This is a genomic window from Collimonas sp. OK242, from assembly GCF_900107095.1.
Taxonomy (GTDB): domain Bacteria; phylum Pseudomonadota; class Gammaproteobacteria; order Burkholderiales; family Burkholderiaceae_D; genus Collimonas.
The window spans coordinates 23,446-44,371 of sequence record NZ_FNOR01000018.1; the positions used below are offsets into that span (position 1 = coordinate 23,446).

The 20,926-nt window shown below is 56.9% G+C and carries 15 protein-coding genes and 1 pseudogene; 10 read left to right on the forward strand and 6 right to left on the reverse strand.

All coding sequences use genetic code 11. The features are described from left to right. Positions 1–13: 13 nt before the first annotated feature. The 7 genes and pseudogenes from BLV81_RS18790 (at position 14) to BLV81_RS18820 (ending at position 7,196) form a co-directional block, all read left to right on the forward strand. Positions 14–1,123, forward strand: a complete 1,110-nt coding sequence (locus BLV81_RS18790; protein WP_092359095.1) for an efflux RND transporter periplasmic adaptor subunit — start codon at positions 14–16, stop codon at positions 1,121–1,123. Next, a complete protein-coding gene (locus BLV81_RS18795; protein ID WP_092359097.1) occupies positions 1,120–4,188 on the forward strand; it encodes an efflux RND transporter permease subunit in 3,069 nt (1,022 codons plus the stop codon). The genes BLV81_RS18790 and BLV81_RS18795 overlap by 4 nt, the downstream gene beginning before the upstream one ends. A 42-nt stretch (positions 4,189–4,230) precedes the next feature. After that, positions 4,231–5,037, forward strand: coding sequence for an oxidoreductase (locus BLV81_RS18800; protein ID WP_092359099.1), 807 nt, complete (start codon positions 4,231–4,233; stop codon positions 5,035–5,037). Between the two features lie 87 nt (positions 5,038–5,124). After that, complete coding sequence (locus tag BLV81_RS18805) at positions 5,125–5,667, forward strand: PaaI family thioesterase (protein WP_092359101.1); 543 nt, start codon at positions 5,125–5,127, stop codon at positions 5,665–5,667. Between the two features lies 1 nt (position 5,668). Continuing rightward, a pseudogene (locus BLV81_RS24285) lies at positions 5,669–5,821 on the forward strand (integrase); the annotation flags it as partial. 67 nt (positions 5,822–5,888) lie between these two features. After that, positions 5,889–6,716, forward strand: a complete 828-nt coding sequence (locus BLV81_RS18815; RefSeq protein ID WP_092359103.1) for an AraC family transcriptional regulator — start codon at positions 5,889–5,891, stop codon at positions 6,714–6,716. A 78-nt stretch (positions 6,717–6,794) separates the two neighbouring features. Then, entirely contained in the window at positions 6,795–7,196 is a 402-nt protein-coding gene (locus BLV81_RS18820) for a cupin domain-containing protein (protein WP_092359105.1), read from the forward strand. A gap of 207 nt (positions 7,197–7,403) precedes the next feature. Here BLV81_RS18820 and BLV81_RS18825 read toward each other — a convergent pair whose 3' ends face one another. Further along, the gene (locus BLV81_RS18825; RefSeq protein WP_255365346.1) at positions 7,404–8,669 is read right to left on the reverse strand and encodes a hypothetical protein; all 1,266 of its coding nucleotides are present in this window, start codon (positions 8,667–8,669) and stop codon (positions 7,404–7,406) included. 72 nt (positions 8,670–8,741) lie between these two features. After that, positions 8,742–11,231 carry a hypothetical protein gene (locus BLV81_RS18830; protein ID WP_092359107.1) on the reverse strand — a complete coding sequence of 830 codons (2,490 nt, stop codon included), beginning with the start codon at positions 11,229–11,231 and terminating at the stop codon, positions 8,742–8,744. 898 nt (positions 11,232–12,129) lie between these two features. On the opposite strand from BLV81_RS18830, the gene BLV81_RS18835 reads away from it, so the two are divergent. Further along, a complete protein-coding gene (locus BLV81_RS18835) occupies positions 12,130–14,490 on the forward strand; it encodes an alginate lyase family protein (RefSeq protein WP_255365347.1) in 2,361 nt (786 codons plus the stop codon). Between the two features lie 341 nt (positions 14,491–14,831). On the opposite strand, the gene BLV81_RS18845 is transcribed toward BLV81_RS18835, so the two are convergent. Further along, positions 14,832–16,151 carry an MFS transporter gene (locus tag BLV81_RS18845; protein WP_092359109.1) on the reverse strand — a complete coding sequence of 440 codons (1,320 nt, stop codon included), beginning with the start codon at positions 16,149–16,151 and terminating at the stop codon, positions 14,832–14,834. 90 nt (positions 16,152–16,241) lie between these two features. After that, a complete protein-coding gene (locus tag BLV81_RS18850; protein WP_369823906.1) occupies positions 16,242–17,018 on the reverse strand; it encodes a substrate-binding domain-containing protein in 777 nt (258 codons plus the stop codon). 124 nt (positions 17,019–17,142) lie between these two features. Between BLV81_RS18850 and BLV81_RS18855 the strand changes: the two genes are divergently transcribed. After that, on the forward strand, positions 17,143–18,048 hold the full coding sequence (locus BLV81_RS18855) for a LysR family transcriptional regulator (RefSeq protein WP_092359111.1): 906 nt from the start codon (positions 17,143–17,145) through the stop codon (positions 18,046–18,048). A gap of 359 nt (positions 18,049–18,407) precedes the next feature. Here the strand turns inward: BLV81_RS18855 and BLV81_RS18860 are convergent, their stop codons facing one another. Both BLV81_RS18860 and BLV81_RS18865 read right to left on the reverse strand, forming a co-directional pair. Beyond that, the gene (locus BLV81_RS18860; protein ID WP_092359113.1) at positions 18,408–18,695 is read right to left on the reverse strand and encodes a YciI family protein; all 288 of its coding nucleotides are present in this window, start codon (positions 18,693–18,695) and stop codon (positions 18,408–18,410) included. A 128-nt stretch (positions 18,696–18,823) separates the two neighbouring features. Then, a complete protein-coding gene (locus BLV81_RS18865) occupies positions 18,824–19,714 on the reverse strand; it encodes a LysR family transcriptional regulator (protein WP_092359115.1) in 891 nt (296 codons plus the stop codon). Between the two features lie 182 nt (positions 19,715–19,896). Between BLV81_RS18865 and BLV81_RS18870 the strand changes: the two genes are divergently transcribed. Next, on the forward strand, positions 19,897–20,901 hold the full coding sequence (locus BLV81_RS18870; RefSeq protein ID WP_092359117.1) for a zinc-dependent alcohol dehydrogenase family protein: 1,005 nt from the start codon (positions 19,897–19,899) through the stop codon (positions 20,899–20,901). Positions 20,902–20,926 lie beyond the last annotated feature (25 nt).

A 20,926-nucleotide genomic window follows, 5' to 3' on the forward strand; every position in this document is an offset into this window, starting at 1 on the left:
TTATGGGATTTCTATGCTCCGCCGCCTCGTTTTCTCTGCCGCCATATCTACATTGCCGTTTGCACTGGTCGCTTGTGGCGAAAAACCGCAATCCGATCCACGTACCGAAGCGCCGTTGGTACGTGCGGCTACCATTCAAGGCGCGGTCGCCGCATCACGTACGTTCACCGGAACCGTAGCCGCTCGGGTACAAAGCGATCTTGGTTTCCGGGTCTCTGGCAAGGTATTGGAGCGGCTTGTGGACGCGGGGCAAACCGTTAAGCGTGGGCAACCGCTCATGCGCATCGACCCTGTCGATCTGAAGCTTGCCGCTCATGCTCAGCAGGAAGCCGTCGCCGCAGCCCGAGCACGGGCGCAGCAAACGGCGGACGATGAAGCCCGCTACCGCGACCTGCGCGGAACCGGCGCGATATCGGCTTCAGCCTACGACCAAGTCAAGGCTGCGGCAGATACTGCCAAAGCCCAGCTCAATGCAACCGAAGCCCAAGCCGAAGTTGCTCGCAACGCGAGCCGATACACGGAGCTGGTGGCAGATTCCGATGGCGTCGTCATGGAAACGCTGGTCGAACCCGGCCAAGTCGTCAACGCGGGCCAAATCGTGGTGCGTGTGGCCCATGCTGGACACCGCGAGGCCATCATCCAATTGCCGGAAACCTTGCGCCCTGCCATCGGTTCAGTCGGCCAAGCCACGCTCTTTGGCAAAGAGGGCGTTACCGTTCCGACCAAACTCAGGCAGCTCTCGGATGCCGCAGACCGGCTAACCCGCACCTTCGAGGCGCGGTATGTGCTGGATGGGGAGATGTCCAGCGCCCCATTAGGCACAACGGTCACAGTTCAGATCCCGGACACACATCCCGCTGAGCAAGGCGGCTTGTGGGTACCGATTGGCTCGCTGTCCGACGCGGGCAAGGGGGCGGGAGTCTGGGTCATCGAAGGCAAGCCGACAAAGGTTTCCTGGCGGGCGGTCGCGGTCCAGCGGCTGGACGACGATGGTGCGCGCATTGCAGGTCAACTCAAACCAGGTGACCGGATAGTCGCACTCGGCACTCACCTGCTGCACGAAGGCGAGCAGGTCCGGGTGGCTGACCAGGTCGCCGCCGCAACCGTGGGAGTGCGACCATGAGCGAAGGGCGCTTCAACCTGTCGGCGCTCGCCGTACGCGAGCGCTCCGTCACCTTGTTTCTGATCTGCCTGATCTCGTTGGCCGGGCTCATTTCCTTCTTCAAACTTGGACGGGCGGAAGACCCCGCGTTCACGGTGAAGGTGATGACCATCGTCACCGCCTGGCCCGGCGCCACCGCACAGGAAATGCAGGACCAAGTCGCCGAAAAGATCGAAAAGCGCATGCAGGAACTGCGCTGGTACGACCGGTCCGAGACCTACACAAGACCTGGCTTGGCCTTCACCACCTTGACCTTGCTCGACAGTACGCCACCTTCGGAGGTCCAGGGAGAGTTTTACCAAGCCCGAAAGAAAGTCAGCGATGAGGCAAACAACCTTCCGTCTGGCGTGATCGGGCCGATGGTCAACGATGAATACGCGGACGTCACCTTTGCCCTATTCGCACTCAAGGCCAAGGGCGAACCACAGCGCCTGCTTGTACGCGACGCGGAGACGCTGCGTCAGCGCCTGCTGCATGTGCCAGGTGTAAAGAAGGTCAACATCGTCGGCGAGCAGTCTGAGCGCATTTATGTCGAGTTCTCCCATGAGCGCCTGGCAACGCTGGGCGTCAGCCCGCAGGAAGTATTCTCCGCACTCAATAGTCAGAACGCGCTAACGCCGGCCGGCTCCGTGGAAACCAAGGGCCCGCAGGTGTTCATTCGCCTGGACGGCGCTTTCGATGAATTGCAAAAGATCCGCGATACGCCGGTCATGGCGCAAGGTCGCACATTGAAACTGTCGGACATCGCCACGATCAAGCGTGGCTATGAGGACCCGGCGACTTTCATGATCCGCAACGGCGGCGAACCCGCGCTGCTGTTGGGCATCGTCATGCGCGATGGCTGGAACGGATTAGACTTGGGCAAGGCGCTGGATAAAGAGGTCGGTGCGATCAACGCCGACATGCCGCAGGGTATGGGCCTGACCAAGGTCACAGACCAAGCCGTCAATATCAGCTCGGCGGTCGATGAGTTCATGATCAAGTTCTTCGCCGCGTTGCTGGTAGTCATGCTGGTGTGTTTCGTGAGCATGGGCTGGCGTGTGGGTATCGTAGTTGCTGCGGCTGTGCCGCTGACGCTGGCGGCAGTCTTCATTGTGATGGCCGCGACCGGAAAGAACTTCGACCGTATCACGCTGGGTTCGCTGATCCTGGGGCTGGGCCTGCTTGTGGACGACGCCATCATCGCCATCGAAATGATGGTGGTAAAGATGGAAGAAGGCTACGACCGTATCGCCGCGTCTGCCTATGCGTGGAGCCATACTGCCGCGCCCATGCTCTCCGGCACGCTGGTCACGGCCGTCGGCTTCATGCCCAATGGCTTCGCCCGTTCCACCGCCGGCGAATACACCAGCAATATGTTCTGGATTGTCGGCATTGCACTGATCGCGTCTTGGGTGGTCGCCGTGGTATTTACACCTTACCTTGGTGTCAAGCTACTACCCGATCTCAAAAAAGTCGAAGGCGGCCACGACGCACTCTACGATACGCCACGCTACAACCGCTTCCGCCAAGTGCTGGAGCGCGTTATCGCACGCAAGTGGCTGGTCGCCGGTACTGTAGTGGGTCTTTTCGTTGTGGCCGTGCTAGGAATGGCAGTGGTCAAGAAGCAATTTTTTCCGATCTCCGACCGCCCCGAAGTGCTGGTCGAGGTGCAGATGCCCTACGGCACCTCGATCGGCCAAACCAGCGCCGCCACAGAGAAGGTGGAAGCATGGTTGACTAAACAGCCGGAAGCGAAGATCGTCACGGCCTATGTCGGTCAAGGCGCGCCACGCTTCTACTTGGCAATGGGACCAGAACTGCCTGACCCGTCGTTTGCCAAGATCGTGATCCGCACAGACAACCAGGATGAGCGCGAGGTATTGAAAAAGCGGTTACGCAAGGCAATCGCCGACGGCCTCGCTTCTGAGGCGCGCGTGCGCGTCACTCAGCTCGTATTCGGCCCGTACTCGCCGTTCCCGGTCGCCTACCGGGTCATTGGCCCGGACCAGGACAAGCTGCGCAGTATCGCGGCTGAAGTGCAACAGGTCATGGACGCCAGTCCGATGATGCGCACAGTCAACGCTGACTGGGGCACCCGCACGCCTATGCTGCACTTCACCTTACAGCAGGACCGTTTACAGGCCGTCGGGCTGACCTCCAGCGCCGTGGCGCAGCAACTGCAATTTTTGCTCAGCGGTGTGCCTGTCACCGCCGTCCGTGAGGACATTCGCACGGTGCAAGTCACGGCCCGTTCGGCTGGCGACAGCCGGCTCGACCTGGCCAAGATCGCGGACTTCACGCTGGCCGGCGCCAATGGGCAACGCATCCCGCTGTCGCAGGTGGGTAAGGTTGACGTGCGCATGGAGGAAGCAATCATGCGCCGTCGCGACCGAATGCCGACGATTACCGTACGGGGCGATATTGCCGATGGCTTGCAGCCGCCGGACGTGTCAGCAGCCATCACCCAGCAGCTCCAGCCCATCATGGACAAACTGCCTGGCGGCTACCACATCGAGCAGGCCGGCTCCATCGAAGAGTCAGGAAAAGCGACGAAAGCAATGTTGCCGCTATTCCCCATCATGCTGGCAGTAACCCTGCTCATCATCATCTTCCAGGTGCGCTCGATCTCCGCAATGGTCATGGTCTTCTTGACCAGTCCACTTGGACTGATCGGTGTGGTGCCAACCTTGATTCTGTTCCAACAGCCATTTGGCATCAATGCGCTGGTTGGCCTGATTGCACTGTCGGGTATCCTGATGCGCAACACACTGATCCTGATCGGGCAAATCCGCCACAACGAACAGGCGGGATTGAGTCCATTCCACGCGGTTGTCGAGGCAACCGTGCAGCGTTCCCGGCCGGTGGTCTTGACCGCATTGGCGGCGATCTTGGCCTTCATTCCGCTTACCCATTCGGTGTTCTGGGGCACGCTCGCTTACACGCTGATCGGCGGCACATTTGCAGGGACGATTCTGACTCTCGTGTTCTTGCCGGCGATGTATTCCATCTGGTTCAAGATCAGGCCAGTCCCATCGCAAAGCTGATCTGCCGTTCATCCCAATTCACCCACATAAAAAGGAACTGTTATGTCGAATTCTAAAGTTGTCGTTGTTACCGGCGTGTCATCGGGTATCGGGCGCGTGACCGCAGAGAAGTTTGCCAAGCGTGGATGCCGAGTATTCGGAACCGTACGCAATACTACAAAAGCACAGGCAATACCCGGTGTTGTGCTGGTCGAAATGGATATCCGCGACGAAGCGTCAGTGCAACATGGAATCCAAGCCATCATCGCTCAGGCCGGACGCATAGATGTACTCGTCAATAGTGCAGGCGTGACCCTGCTCGGAGCGACTGAAGAAACGTCGATTCCCGAAGCCCAGTCGCTGTTCGATACCAACGTCTTTGGCATCTTGCGCACAACACAAGCGGTACTGCCGCACATGCGCGAACAACGTTCGGGAAGAATCGTCAACATCAGCTCAGTGCTGGGCTTCCTTCCGGCTCCGTACATGGGGCTCTATTCAGCATCCAAGCATGCCGTTGAGGGGATGTCTGAGACCTTGGATCATGAGGTGCGCAAATTCGGAATCCGCGTGGCGCTGGTCGAGCCGTCCTTCACCAAGACCAGTCTGGACCTCAATGCACCTCATGCGGTTTCCCAGCTTTCAGCCTATGACGATGAGCGCAGCGTGGTTTCCCAGGCAATTCAAAAAAATGTCCAAAAAGCACCTGCGCCCGATGAGGTCGCCAGCACGATTGTCGATGCCGCTTTGGGCGCGTGGAAGATGCGCCGTACGCCTAAAGGCGAGGCCTCTCTTTTGGCCAAACTGCGCCGTTTCATGCCAGCTGGCCCGGTAGGGGCAGGCATCAGGAAAACATTTGGACTCGCCTGAAATCATCCCCCAGACTTCATGTCACGGCCAGAATTCAATGCGCTTTGCTCCAGAGAATCTGGCGCACCTAATTATCAGGAGAATCCTATGACCGTAACGACGGCTATTGACTGGAGCGTTCAGCAAGTGGCTTCGCTGCAACGTTCGATTGCAGGCGGCGGCAAGCCTGGTCTCGTTCGAATGGAGCAACTCGCAGGTAAGAGCGGGCGAGAGATTCTCGAAGCCATGATGTCTGGCGAGTTGCCGTATCCACCCATGAACGAAACCATGAACATGACGTTGCTGGAGGTGGGCGACGGACGCGCCGTGTTTCAAGGTATCCCGCTGCTGCAGCACTACAACCCGCTTGGCTCGGTGCACGGTGGCTGGTTTGCCACACTCCTCGACTCGGCACTGGGTTGCGCAGTGCAAACCACACTACCGGCCGGGCGTTCCTACACTACGGCCGAACTCAGCTTGAACATCGTGCGGCCGGCGTCACACAAGACAGGCCCGCTACGTGCGGTTGGCACGGTTATCCACGGTGGCCGACAGATCGCCACCGCAGAGGCCCGTATCGAAGACGAAAAAGGTAAGCTGTACGCTCATGCGACTACAACCTGTTTTGTCTTCGACGTGCCTATAGTTTGATGGCACGCACACCATGCGACGAACCAAAGCGACATTGATCTACCGGCGGACAAAAAATCTACCTGCCGTCCAGCTTCTGCTTGGCCATACGAAACTGGAAAGCACGGTTCGTTACCTGGGTATTGAAGTAGATGACGCTCTTGAAATTTCCGATCTGGTAGTGTTATGTAAATTCATTCGCAATCAAATATTTCAAATCGCTCTCCGCCAATATACTCATAATGGTTAATAGAAAAAATGTTACTGACTGGATTCATCGCGCACCGTGCTCAAGCAAGCTAGAGCGCATCGAGGCATTCATCTCGGGTTACGGCTACGATCTTCATCGTCACGATACTTATGCGATAGGAAGAACTCTCTCCGGAGTTCAAAGTTTTCAATATCGAGGCCAGGAACGCCACAGCCTTCCTGGCGGAACCATTGTTTTGCATCCCGATGAAGCACACGACGGACAGGCTGGAACGGTAGATGGTTTTCAGTATCGAATGATTTACGTCGAACCAGCACTGATACAGCAGATTCTTGGCGGCAAGCCATTACCCTTCATCAAGAGCGGAATATCCTCTGATCCAAGGCTCTACGCGGCTACGAATGCATTACTCCAAAGCATGGGCAGCCCGATTGATACCCTAGAAGAGGACGATGCTGTGTTCGATCTTGCACATGCTTTGAGCGCGGTATCCGGTATTGTGGAAAGCAGGAAAACCTTCGATTATCGAGCGGCAGAGAAGGCGAGGGAATTCATCCATAGCGCAATTGACCGTACCATCACCCTCGACGAACTGGCAGAGCAGAGCGGGCGGGATCGCTGGAGTCTGTCACGCGACTTCCGGCTTCTTTTTGGAACCAGCCCGTACCGGTATCTGACGATGCGCCGCCTTGATCTGGTCCGCTCAATGCTGATTCAGGGCGAATCGCTAGTCGCCGCGGCGCTGATCGCCGGGTTTGTTGATCAAAGCCACATGACCCGGCACTTTAGTAAAACCTACGGCTTATCGCCTTCACGCTGGTTGAAAATGCAGCGTGTTGGTTTGGCTATTGCTCCTTGATGCTCGCACAATCGTACAAGAATCGATGCCTTTCTTTGACTATGCTTGGCGTTCCTGATCAACCAATAGGACGACCCGATGAGCCAGCATCAAACGCCAGCAACAACCTCCGGAAGAAAATATCAGAGCATCAATTTTTCGGGGAAATTCAGTTTAATTAATGAGCAGTGGGCGCCCAAGACCATCGCTGAAATGAATGACTACCAGTTCAAACTGGTAAAGCTGCAAGGAGATTTTATTTGGCATGACCATGTCGATACCGATGAGACCTTTATCGTCTTGGAAGGGCAGCTGCGCATCGATTTTCGTGATGGCCAAGTTCTGGTGTCTCAAGGCGAGATGTTCGTGGTGCATAAGGGCGTCGAGCACAAGACGTTTGCCGAGAGCGAGGTCAAACTTCTTTTGATTGAACCACGGGGCGTGTTAAATACTGGGCATGAGGGCGGAGAGCGAACTGCCACCAATGATGTTTGGATTTAAGCGCAGTCGGCTGGGGCAAAAACACTGTATGTTTTGATCGATGATGGCTGGGATTACGCTCCAGCCATTACCTTCTGACGGTCCGCTATAAAGCGATCGATTGTCGCTTGTGGGTCGGGTCCGGTCTCCCAAAGTTTAGAAACCGGCTATTCAAGAAAGTAACGCCAAAGTATTTGTCGTTTGAATCGGCGAACGGCGGTTATGCGACTATCGCAAGGCGGCACCACCTTGCGCGAGATACTGCCCCAGAAGGCGGGCGAATTGTCCACCGTCAGTGTTGATCGAGGTCTGGAAGGTGCCTCCGGAGCTGAAGACGATTGCGAAGGTATGGATGTCCCCGTATTCCTGCGTGTTGCGCAGCATGTAGTCAACATGGTTGTCGCGATAGTGCTGACTAGTACCACCGGGCGCGGTGGACGGCACCCCCATTGGCGTCTGCCACCACAGGATCGGGAGTCCATTGCTGAGAGCGGCGCGATAGTCCGAGATCGCGCTCTGCGATTGATGGAAATTCGGCGTAGCGATATTGTTTTCGTCCCAATAGAATGAGCCGGTTCGTCCTGCGCATTCCGCTGGAGGCGACGCGACCTCCATGCAGCCGGCGTCTCGATCGCTCGTCTGTGCAACGATGAAATCCGCGAGATGTGCTCCGACCGCATGCATTTCCGTGCCGATCGCAGTCGGCGAGGCGCCCCAGAATGAGGGCGGGAATCCGAGCAACGCATTGGGCGCAATCTTCCTGCCCATCTGCACCAGGCACTGGCCGATGCCGGCGGCGGTATTCGGCAATCCGCTACATTCGGCCTGGCTGCTGACGACGGCTGGTATCTGGGCCGGATCATGCCCCGGCGCCTGCGCCCATACGAAACCCCAGAAATCCGGCTCTAGATTGACCAGAACGGGCGTATTGAGCGCGGCAATGCGTTGATACATTAGCCGGGCCTGTGCCCAGTAATTGTTCATGAACGTCGCATCGTTGATTCCGCTCAAGTTGCCGCCGCCGTTCTGGGCCATCTGATAGAACGTGAACATCGGGGTCGCGCCGTAGGCCTGTACAGCCTGCGCGGTATAGGTGATGTACGCGCCGTCAGGACTGTTCCAGGTAGGCCACGCGCCGGCGCCGACTCCCACCAGGTAGGTATCGACGATATCCGGATGAATGCTCTGGCTTTGCATTTGCGCCAACGAATTGCCCGCGCCGAGGCCGACCAGCACCCGAGAAGGTTTGCCGAGCTTGGTCACTAAAGCGGTGGTGGCCGCGGTGCCGGAAGTACCACCTGCGGTGCCACCCGATGTACCCCCCGATGTACCACCTGATGTGCCGCCTGTAGTGCCACCTGATGCGGCGCCTGTACTGCCGCCCTGGCTGACTGTACTGCCACCTTGGGTGGTGCTATCGCTTCCGCCGCCGCATCCAAAGAGGAACAGCGCGAGCAGTAGCGTAGCAGCGTGTCGAGGGGTAAATATAGTCATTTAAAAGTCCGTAAAAATATACTGGAGCGTCCGCGATTCGGATCAGCGACACTCCAGATTAACAAAGCCAACTCAGTAGTTGTAATTCATTCCTCGGCCGGCCAGGAACACCCGGCCATAGACGCTGGTATCGGCTACGATCCGGGCAACGCCGCCATAGCGGTGATTATCGTCGTCGATACGGATCCAAGTAATGCCCTGATCGTCGGACCGATAAACCCCGTCCTTTCCATTGATCGTTCCGACAAGGTAGATCGCCGCCGAGTAAGCGGAACCCGCAGCCGGCACCCCCAGCGCGACCTTGATGGCGCCGTGCACATTCGTGAATTCCGCACCTACCGTTGCCATTGCGGTCAGCTTGGTCCAGGTGGCCCCGGAGTCAACGGAATGCCACAGATTGTTCGCATCGGCCAGCCAAACATCGCCCTCGGTGAAGGGATTTACTGCCAAGTCGGTCATGCCGTTGCCGTTAGGGTTCCAGGTTTGCGAACTGGCGGTGAAGGTGTGTCCCCCATCCTTTGAGTAGTAGAACTTTCCAGAATTTGCGGGATACCACCAGTTTCCGCCGTGTTCGTAGGCATACACCTTGAGCGGATTCTTGCGGTCGGCGGCGATATGATAGGCCACTGCCGGAGTCGGCAGGTTGGTTGCCGTCCAGCTAGCGCCATTGTTGGTGGTGTAATAGGGAACCTTGCCCGCGACCGCCCAGATCACATTGGAACCGTCGGCCGTTACCGCCACTTTGGATTCATCGCCAGAAGCCGATGCAGACGGAGGCAAGGTCGGGAAGTTCGTCCAGGTGACGCCGGAGTCGGTTGAATATGCCCCTTTGGACGTAGTAAACGTACCTACGGCCGCAATGTAGGCCGGGTTATTCCAGGCCATGTCGATTCCGGTCCCGTTACCGCCGCTCCAAAGGGGGGACGCACCCACGTTGGGTGACCGGGTCGGCGCGGCAGTCAAGGATGTGTGGACGTAAATGCCGGTATCACCGTGACCGCTGGCCAGAATGTACGAAGCTCCCGGTGGCGGCGCCATCATGTCGAGGTTGACCATTTCCTCAATCCCGTTGACGTCAACGGTCCAGTGCGGAGTCGATGTCGAGAAGGCTTCGCTTGTCGACCAGACCCCGCCACCGGTCACATAGGACACATGATTGGGATTGAACGGATCAATCTTCAGGTCGTCGATCCAACCCCAATAACTCGGGCTGGCCGCACCAGTGGTCCCGCTTGCATCGTGATAATTGTGGGAGCCATTGGAGTCCCCTGACCTGCCAATTTCGGCCCAGGTTTGTCCGCCGTCGGCAGAGCGCATCACAATCTGCACCCAGCCAGCGTCCCCCCATGTATCAGATACGCCAAAAGCAATTTTTGTCGTCGAACCGGTACCATAAACCGAAAGGCCTCCAATGCCACCATAGTATCCGGAGCCGGAGGAGATCAGTTGCGTCCAATTCTTGCCATCGAACTTATAAAGAAACGAAGGCGCACTGCTACCAGGACCCGAGCCTGTGGTGAAAGGTACATAGAACATTCCATCAGCGGCTCGCGCCAGGTGCGGAATATGAACTTGGTTGCTTCCTATGGCGCTCGTAACAGCGCTGGGAGTTGCGACTGCCGTCCAAGTGGCTCCGCCATCGGTCGACTTGTAGAGGTAGGAGGAAAGTCCCGCAAGGCCTTTGTAGTCAGGGGCGATGCCGACGTAGATGGTTTGGGTGGGGTTTCCCGTAGGCGTGAAACCCGTCGTTGGGACAGTCGTATCAAAGACAACGAACTCCACGCCAACGGGACTTCCGCCGTTGGAACTAGTGATGTCGTTAGCCGTCATCACATACGGAGACAGCGATGCGAGCTGGCTCCAATTCATCCCGTAGTTCGTGCTCTTCCAAAGTCCTGCCGTCCGCGATGCATAAAACAGCGTCGAAGGGAGATTGGGGTCGACCATCAACCGCTCACCGATCGCCCGCCCCTGGTTATTCGAACCGACCGGGAACGGCAGGCCCACGTAATTCCAACTATTGCCTTGATTGGACGAGTAATAGAATCGCCCGTTTCCATACGAGACAGACATGCTCGTCGTCATGTACACCTTATTTGCATTCGTCGGGTCTAGGGCCATGCTCTCGGCGCCTTCATTGCTTCCATCCGGCCGACCAAAACCATCGGTGAGCGCAGTCCACATAGAATTACCATTGTCCCACCGGTATACGCCGGCGACATCCGTTCGCGCGTAGCGCAGATTGGCCACGGTTGGGTGGTAGATAACGCCAGGGACATACCCACCGCCGCCCATCTTTACGTTTGCCCAACCCGTGGAGGGGGCCACAGATCCATTAGTTGGAGTGGAACCCGTGCCGGTTGGGGTAGAACCTGTGCCGACTGGGGTGGAACCCGTGACGGTTGGGGTGGAACCCGTGACGGTTGGGGTGGAGGTGGGGGTGGAGGTGGAGCCGGTTGACGAGGAACCTGTTCCGGCATCACTTGCGCCGCCACCGCACGCGCTGAGTATCAGGCAGATAGTGACCGTTGTAAAAAATTGTTTTTTCAAAATGGAGGTCATATTTTTCAAAAGATAAAATTACCCGCAAGAACAATTTTTCCAGAAGGAATTTCGAACGGTAATAATGTGGAGAGACAATACTGACTTGCTACGCGTGCACTCATTTCTCGGCGACAACAGCACAATCCGTGCCACATCGAATGTTGAACACGCAGTAGAACGAATTCAGGCGAAAAGGCCGAAGGTGATTCGAAGTTGTGCCAACAGGATATGGACAGAAAGTTAATCGAAAAACAAAAAGACTGACAAATTTTGTTAGCGCTAACACCGACTGAGCAGTCTCGTTTAACTTGAACAGGCCCAAATAACTGCACTCAAAATTCGAAACAACGAAAATCCAGTTTGTTCGATAGACCCTGTTCCACAGCATGATGGCGACGTCACCAGGTTGAAGCCGCTGGCCCGGTAGCGCTGCGGCTCAAAGCCGCGGTCACGGATTTCACCCAGATCAAAATTTGTCGGGTTTTCATCCTTCAGTCAAAGTTACTTCAGGGTTTCGGCATGTTCTTCTGATTCATCCGGCTTCGTATTAGGAATTCGATATGGCACGGATAGTGCTGGAGGTGTCACCCGAAGATGGTTGCGCACGTATCGACTCCGCATCTTATTACCATTCGAAATTCCTTCTGGAAAAATAATTTTTCCTCTTTTGACAAGATGAAAAAATTATTCTTACGGACACCTTTTTCCTTTGAATAAAATGACTTTTTTTTTGAAAAAACAATTTTTTATAACGATCTCTGCCTGTCTGATACTCAGCGCTTGCGGTGGCGAACCGATGGGAAATACCTCTGTGGAAGGCGCCCAAGTGGGAGGCGCCCCAGCGGGAGGTGCCACAGTGGGAAGTACTTCGGTGGGAGGTGCTCCAGTGGGAAGTACTCCGGTGGGAAGTGCTCCGGTGGTCCGCGTTATCAAGCATCCAGGCGCTCCACTCACCCTCTCGGATCTCCAGACTCTCAAGGCGTACGTCGATCAGGGCAAGGAGCCGTGGAAGTCTGCCTACAACATGTTGGCGAATGACGGCACGGCCCATTTCACCTACCTCATGTCAGGCCCGTTCGCGAAAGTGAGTCGCGCCCCCGACGAGCATCTTTGGCCCTGGCGTAAGGACATGGGCGCGATTTGGAATCTTTCGCGGATGTGGTATTTCACCCAGGACGAACGATACGCGAAGAAGGCGCGCGAGGTCCTGCTTGCTTGGGCCAGCACCCAGACTGAGTTCTCGGGTCGCGAGTCGATGCTCGATCTGGGCGATTACGCTCTCCAGGTCGTGGGCGGCGCGGACATCCTGCGCGGCACATGGCCGGGCTGGACGGAAGCCGACACGGCGATCGTCAAGAAGTACTTCAAGGACGTCCTGATGCCGGCATCGAACCCCTATGGCGATAGCTCCTACGGGGCCGCCAACAAGGGCGCACTGGCCCTCACCGCTCTTGGACTGATGGCGATCTACAACGACGACATCGCGGCATTGGACAAGGTCGTCTATCAGGCTCGCACGCTAGCCCATATCGGACTGCGCAATTCCAACGACATCGGCATGCTCGGCGACTACCTTCGCGACCAAGGACACTCCTACGGGCAGCTCAAGTCGCTGACCATGCTCGCCGAGGCGCTCTGGAGCCAAGGCATCGACATCTATTCCGACTTTGACAACCGCCTGCTGGCGGCGGGTGAGTATTTCGCGCGGGTGAACGAACTCGTCCCGACGACCGCCCTTCCTTTCGGCACCACCGATCGCTACTACCTCACCGACGTCACCAATCGCGGCTGGAACGGCGCCAATGGCGGGAACATCGGGCTCAACCAGATCTATGACGCCTACGTCCTCCGCAAGGGGCTCCAGGCCCCCTTCATCGCCCAGAGACGCCTCTGGATGCCCGTGGACGGCACCAGCTTCATGTTCCTCAAGGAGTCCGACACTTCGAAGGCTACGCCGCCGCCGGCGCTGCCCATTCCTTCGGCCGCCTCGATCACCTCGGGGTTCAACGATGTTGACTTCGGGGGCGCCACCCCAGCCAGCATGGCCACATACGCCAATGGCAAATGGACGGTTCAGGGAGCAGGCAACGACATATTCTGGGGCGCACAAGACGCTTGCCACTTCACCTACAAGGCCATCACCGGCAATGCCGCCATCATCGCGAAAGTCGAGTCCGTCCAGAACACCAGTCCGGCCGCAGTGGCGGGCGTGATGATGCGAACAAGCCTGGAAACAGGCGCTCCCCGTGCCTGGATGGCCGTTGCGAACAACGGCCTGGCCAAACAGAGCATGCCGAAGCTCGCGGTGTATGGCGGCACGAACTATGGGACCAAGGCCTTCAACATCGCCAGTTCCACGCCCTCGTACTGGGTGAAGCTCGAGCGCATCGGGAATATCATTACCGGCTACGTTTCTCCCGATGGCACCAATTGGGCTGCCACCGATGTCGGCCGTATCGACGCCCCTGTTCCCGAAACGATCTATGTTGGTCTGGTGGTCGCCTCGGCCTCCTGGGGTACCCAGAACAGTTCCACCTTCAGCAACGTGCAAATCACCGGTGGCGACGGTGGTGCGCCCAGCGTCGTTCCCGCGGCGCCCGCCATGCTTCTGGCCTCGCCGGGCGATGGCGCCGTGCCGCTGCGCTGGCAGGCGTCCTTTGGGGCCACCAGCTACACGGTCAAGCGCTCCGCCTTCAGCGGCGGCCCAACCACAACCATCGCGTCGGGCGTCACGGGCAGCAGCTACACGGACAAGTCGGTGATCAATAACACGACTTATTACTACACCGTCACGGCAACTAACTCCGCCGGCACGAGCGGTAATTCTCCCGCGGACAGCGCCACACCGGTTCGTCCGATGATGAACGTTGCCTCGGGCGGCACCGCCAATGACAGTGCGAACAACCCGACCAACGCCAGAAGCGCCTTCGACCAAAACTCGGCGACGCAATGGTTCTACTCGGGCGTGAGCGGCTGGCTGCAGTATGACCTCGGCCACACGGAGATCGTCCAACGCTATACGGTCACCAGCTCCGACGACAAGGTCCCGCGCGATCCGAAGAACTGGCAGTTCCAGGGCTCCAACGACGGCTTTACCTGGACGACGCTCGACACGCAAAGCAACCAGGTGTTCGCCGAACGCTTCCAGCTGAAAAACTACGCGGTCGCAAGCCCGGCCTCCTATCGCTACTACCGACTCAACATCACAGCCAATAATGGCGACAGCACCTTTACGGCTCTCTCTGAATTTGGGCTGTTCGCTCCCAAGTCGCAGTGAACCTGATACTCGATTGACGTCGGGAGCAGCCGAGCAACCGGGCGCGTCGTACTCGCCCAGATATCCGACCTGACGTTGCGTGACCCGGGTTCGGGTACGTTGGGTCAGCCCCGACCTGACCGAGATCACCCGGCAGGCGCTGATCGATGACCGGGTTGACATGGTCATTTCGCATCCGCAAGAATGGATAGCCCTCCGCCTGCTAGAGGTGATGTCAGACGCCATTTGTGCCAGGGCACAAAAGATTTGGTGCAGAGATTCTGCCGTTTACCACCTACACTGCAGCGAACGTCTAGCGATAACGGCAAAGCTGGTCGTGTTTGCATATATTCAGTCCTTCTTTAGGACGCGTTTTGGATGGAACATCGCTCCTCAGAATCTGCCCGATGTTTAACGCTACGTTTGCGGTACAGCACCAACGTTGCGATCAGGCCGCACACAGCAGCAAATGTCATCCATAAGCCCGGCGCGGCCTTATCGCCCGTCGCTTCGATCAACGCGGTGGCGATAGCCGGCGTGAAGCCGCCAAAAATCGCTGTCGCCAGACTGTAAGCCAGGGAAAAACCGGCAGTGCGCACCTCGACCGGCATCACCTCGGTGAGCGCAACGACCATAGCCCCGTTGTAGCTGGCATACAGGAACGACAACCACAGCTCGACGACCAGCATCTTCTCGAAGCTGGGGGCGCCGGTTAGCCAGGTCATGGCCGGATAGGCGCTCAGAATGGTCAGCGCGGTGAAAAAAATCAGGATAGGGCGGCGACCGAGCCGGTCCGACAACGCACCCATGATCGGCAGCCAAATAAAGTTGGAAATACCAACGCACAGGGTCACGATCAGACTGTCGGTAGTACTGAGTTTGAGTACGTTCTTGCCGAAAGTAGGTGTGTAAATCGTGATCAGGTAGAACGAGACGGTGGTCATCGCCACCAGCATCATCCCGGTGATCACCAGGCCCCAGTTATCGAGCATCGAACGGAAAATGGCGCGCGCATTGGGACGATGCTTGCGCTTCATGAATTCTTCCGTCTCTTGCAGGGAGCGGCGGATCATGAACAGTACAGGCACGATCATGCAACCGATGAAGAACGGAATACGCCAGCCCCAGGAACCGATTTGCAGCGGAGTCAGCCATATGTTGAGCGCGTAACCCAATGCTGCCGCGACAATGATGGCCACCTGCTGGCTGGCTGATTGCCAGCTGACGTAGAATCCTTTGTTGCCCGGCGTTGCCATTTCAGCCAGGTAGACCGAAACACCGCCCAATTCGACGCCGGCGGAAAAGCCTTGCAGCAAACGGCCGATCAGCACCAGGAATGGCGCCAGATAGCCGATGGTCGCAAAACCCGGCACGAAAGCAATCAGAACGGTGCCAAGCGCCATCAGGGCCAGGGTCACGATCAAGCCTTGGCGGCGGCCGACGCGGTCGACGTAGGCGCCAAGCAGGATGGCGCCGAGCGGACGCATCAAAAAACCAGCGCCGAAGGTCATGAAAGTCAGCATCAGAGAGGCGAATTCGTCACCCGAGGGGAAGAAGGTTTTGGAAATGTAAGTGGCGTAAAATCCGAACAGGAAAAAGTCAAACATTTCCATGAAATTGCCGCTGGTGACACGGAGGACCGTGCCGAACTTCGACGGAGTTGCTGCTGCGATGGCTGTCATTTTGATCTCACAAACGATTGGAGCCTTGCGCCTCGCACAAGGACATGGCGCAGACTTCTACGAATACCTTTGCTAATAGCGCAGGCGGAGTTATTGCTTCGGATCCAGTCCGCTTTTGATCACTTCATCGCGCGCTTCGGGCGAGGCTAGGTAACGGATCAGTGCACGAGCAGCGTTCGGATGTTTGGCGCCGACCGGTATCCCGGCCGAGAAGATGGTGACACTTTGGACCTGCTCCGGAATCTTCGCGACAAAGTCGACACCTTGCACGGGCAGAATTTCGCTTACCTGCTGGAAGCCCAACTCGTATTCGCCGCTGGCCACCAACGACCCGACAGGGGTTTTCTGGATCATGTGTGCTTTTGGTTTGACTTGTTCTTCAATGCCTAGCTTCTTGAACAATTCACGCTCGATGTAGACGCCGCTTGCGCTGTCGGAATAGGCGATCGATTTAGCACTGAGCATGGCTGATTTCAAACCCTCCACCGTGCTGATGTCTGGCTTCGCAGCGCCGGCCTTGACCGCCATGCCGATGCCGGAATCGGCCAGGTCGACGCGACTGCCGGCGTCGACTTTGCCCTGCTTGATCAGGTCGCTCAGTGCATAACCGACCATGATCACGACATCGGCCGGTTCGCCACGTTCGAGGCGGTTGGGAATCGCCTCCGGCGCCTTGCCCATTGAGGGGCCGAAGGCGGTAGACAAGGTGTTGCCAGTAGCCGCCTCGAATTTAGGCGCCAATGCTTTGTAGGCTGCGGTGAAGCCCCCCGAAATCATCACGTTAATCTCTTCAGCCTGAGTCGTGCCAGACAACAGGGCTAGACTGACTGCGCCGAGAGCGAACAGTCGGTAAATTGCTTGTTTGATACGCACTTTCTTTGTCTCCTGTTTTTTATGCAACTACGGGTTTTATCGAGCAATTATCACGAACCTGATTGATAAAGTAAAATGCATAAATACTTACTTTTGATGCGTTAAAGGTATCAATAAAATGTATCAACTACGTTTTGATTTAAGCGACCTGCAAGCCATGGTGGCGGTTGTGGAACAGGGCGGTTTCCGGGCAGCAGCGTTGGCGCTGAATATCTCGCAGCCGGCGCTGTCACGCCGCATCGGCAAGCTGGAAGACGCACTCAACGTCAAACTGTTTGAACGTACCACCCGGCGTGTGGCGCTAACTCTGGTGGGGCGTGAATTTTTTGCCAAGGCAGTCGAGATCCTCGATGGCGTCGAAACGTCTTTGCACAACATCAGCGACATTTCCTATACGCATTTTGGGCAGATCACGGTGGCCTGCGTGCCTTCGATAGCACACAATTTTCTGGCACCGATCCTGCAGCGCTTCAATACGCAATTTCCTACGATTCGCATCCGCATCGTGGATGAAGGCGCACATGAAGTGCTGAACAATGTTGCGCGCGGAGATTCCGATTTTGGCGTCAATTTTCTCGGTGCGCAGGAACAGGGCATCGACTTCGAACCGATCCTGCAAGAGAGTTTTGTGATGGCCTGCTTACCCGACCATCCATTGGCGCGCCGGCGTGCTGTCAATTGGCAGGATATCGGCAAGTATCCCTACATGACGGTGGCCAAATCGAGTGGTAATCGGATGATGCTGGATATGGCGATGGCGCCGTCGGAAAAGCAGCCCGCTTCGTTCATTGAAGTGCGCCATGTTTCAACGTTGCTTGAGATGGTGAAGGCCGGGCTCGGCATTGCCGTGGTGCCGCAACTCGCGATGCCGTCGGATCGCTCAAGCGTGCTGCGCGCAATCCCGCTCAAGGAGCCGGCTATCACGCGTACATTGGGCATTATTCGCCGGTCCGGCCGCGTGTTCTCGCCAGGTGCGCAGAATCTCTATGAAATGCTGAAAAAGGCGTCAGCATTTTCGACCTAAAACTGAATCGCCCCCCATTTTCCAGGTATTCGTCATCTTTCAAAATACAGCTGCTTGTGATATACCCGCAAAGGGCTCGACAGACTATATTTCCGGTTCTTACTAAAAATTGAAAAATCGGGGCCAGCCCGACAGACTTTATAGTCGATCTCTTGATTTTTCTTTTCTATAAAAATCAGATACTTACGAAATACGACTCCGACCGACTTTATTGTTCGTTTTCACGCCTGTGTCGGCGCAAAATAAAATTCTTTACTGAAAATTATTGGGTCGGTACGCGCTGCAACACAAGGTTTTGATCCAGCGCGGAAACACGGGCATCGCCGATCAACATGGCGTGCCTCGCGCCCGTCAACTCTTTAACGAAAGAACTCTTCCGCGCCAACAGCGAACTTAGTTGGGGTGAATTCGATGATTTGGTACTTAGCCAACTGCTCGCGATGGAACGGATCTTCATTCAGTACAACATCCAATTCTTCGCGGCTCAGGTTCTTAGCCAAAATAACGCCGCCGGTTCGAGGTACTTGGGCACCAGAGGCAAGGAAATGACCGGCAGCGTAGTTCTTATCCAGGAAATTGCGGTGTTCTTGCAGATATTTTTCGACTACCGTAAGCGGTTGAACGTAGTGTAGTAGAACGATGAACATTAGTATTTTCCTTCTCAAAATTCATTGAAATAGTATCTGTTTGAGAATAGCAGTATTTCAAGCACTATTCCCGAGAAATGCAACGTCTTGATTGCCCGTGTCGCAAGTGCAGGGCCAACGCCTCCTGCCTAAGGCTTGAATAGTTGTTCGACGAAATCCACGAATACCTTCACCTTCGCAGCACGGTGATGGCGCTGATGATAGACGACAGATACATCCGGACCTGGGGCGCTCCACTGCTCCAAGATAGGTACGAGCGCCCCGGTCCGGATAGGCTCCTCCACCGAGAGCGACAGGTGCTGCACAATGCCGCAGCCGGCTTTGGCTGCCTCGACCAGCGACTCCACGTGGTCCATTTCCAGCACTCCGCGCGGCGTAAACGGGAACTGTTGCCCCTCCCGTTCAAACATCCATTGCCTGACTTTTCGCGACTTCGGGTATAGGAAATTCAAGCAAACAAAATTGGATAGTTGCTCTGGCGTTTCCGGCCGGCCGTGTGCAGCAAGGTAGGCCGGCGAGGCGCAGCAAATGTATTTCGTCTTCAACACGGTCTTGGCAATCAGATTTGAGTTTTGCAATTCTCCAATACGGATCAGTACGTCCACCCCGTCCTCCACCATGTCAATCATTCGGTCGCCCGCGGTCATCCGCAGGCGGATGTCGGGGTACGCCGCCAAGAACGCTGGCAAGGCTGGCGCGACGAACAATCTACTGATAATGTTTGGCATGTCGACACGCAGACTACCTCGTGGATTTTGGTTTGAATCGAGCATGTTAGTCTCTAGCTCGCTCATATCGCCCAGCAAGGCGAGCGCCATTTCGTAGCACTGGCGCCCTTCGTCGGTAACCGACATGCGGCGTGTGGTGCGGTGAAGAAGCTTGATTTTGAAGTGGGCTTCCAACGCCAATACCTGATTCGTCACTGACGACGTCGAGATCGCCAGCTTGTCGGCCGCACGACTGAAGCCGCCAGCATCGACGACTGCGCAAAAGACTTTTAGTGCATCCAACCGATCCATAGCGATACTCCCTTACCAAGCGGGCCAGTCGGGCTTCACCCCACCTGCTCCATTATTTACGATTTCGAAATTGTGTGTTGGACCTGGACCCATTTTTCCGTCAGACCTTTGTTCCTATACTGGATTCATCGGTTGGGGCTAGAAACCCCACCGTTCTCTTCCCAACTATTAAGGAAACTATCATGTCTGCTACCACCACTATGCAAGCCGTCGTCCTGAATGCCTTTGGCGAGCCGATGACCCTCAGCAACATTCCCCGCCCTGCGGCCGGCCCCGGACAAGTCCTGGTCCGCATCCTTGCAAGCGGTGTCAATCCGCTCGACATCAAAATCGCCGCTGGCCAGGCCGCTCATGCTCGCCCCGTACTGCCAGCCGTGCTCGGCATCGACTTGGCCGGCGTGGTCGAGGCCGTCGGCCCTGGCGTTACCGCGTTTAAGATCGGCGACGAAGTCTACGGCATGGCTGGCGGCATCGGTGGCGTGCAAGGCTCGCTGGCGCAATTTTCCGCAGTAGATGCCGATTTGCTCGCCATTAAACCGTCGAACATCTCGATGCGCGAAGCGGCCGCCCTGCCGTTGGTCTTCATCACCGCCTGGGAAGGTCTGGTTGACCGCGCCCACCTCTCCGTCGACAAGACCGTCCTGGTACATGGCGGCGCCGGCGGTGTCGGCCATATCGCGGTACAGATTGCCGTCGCAGCCGGCGCCCGCGTGTTCGCCACCGGAACGGCTGAACAGAAGGAAATCATCGAGTCGTACGGCGCCACTGCGATCGACTACGTCAGCACGACGGTCGAAGAATACGTCGAACAGCATACCGGTGGCGAGGGCTTCGACCTGATCTACGACACCGTCGGCGGCGCAACCCTCGATGCCTCCTTCCGTGCCGCCCGCCAATACCACGGACACGTGGTGAGCTGCCTGGGCTGGGGTACTCACGCGCTGGCGCCGCTCTCGTTCCGCGCCGCGACCTACTCCGGCGTGTTCACCCTGCTCCCGCTGCTGAGCGGAAAAGGACGCGCCCAACATGGCGCCATCATGCGCGAAGCTACCGGGCTGGTCGAAGCAGGCAAGGTCCGCGTCAACCTGGACCCGTCCACCTACAGCATCAATACGGTCGCTGCAGCCCACAGCGCCATCATTCACGGCACTGCTACGGGAAAAATCGTCGTCGATATTGATCAATAAACCGCCAAAGCTCCCAAACAAGCTT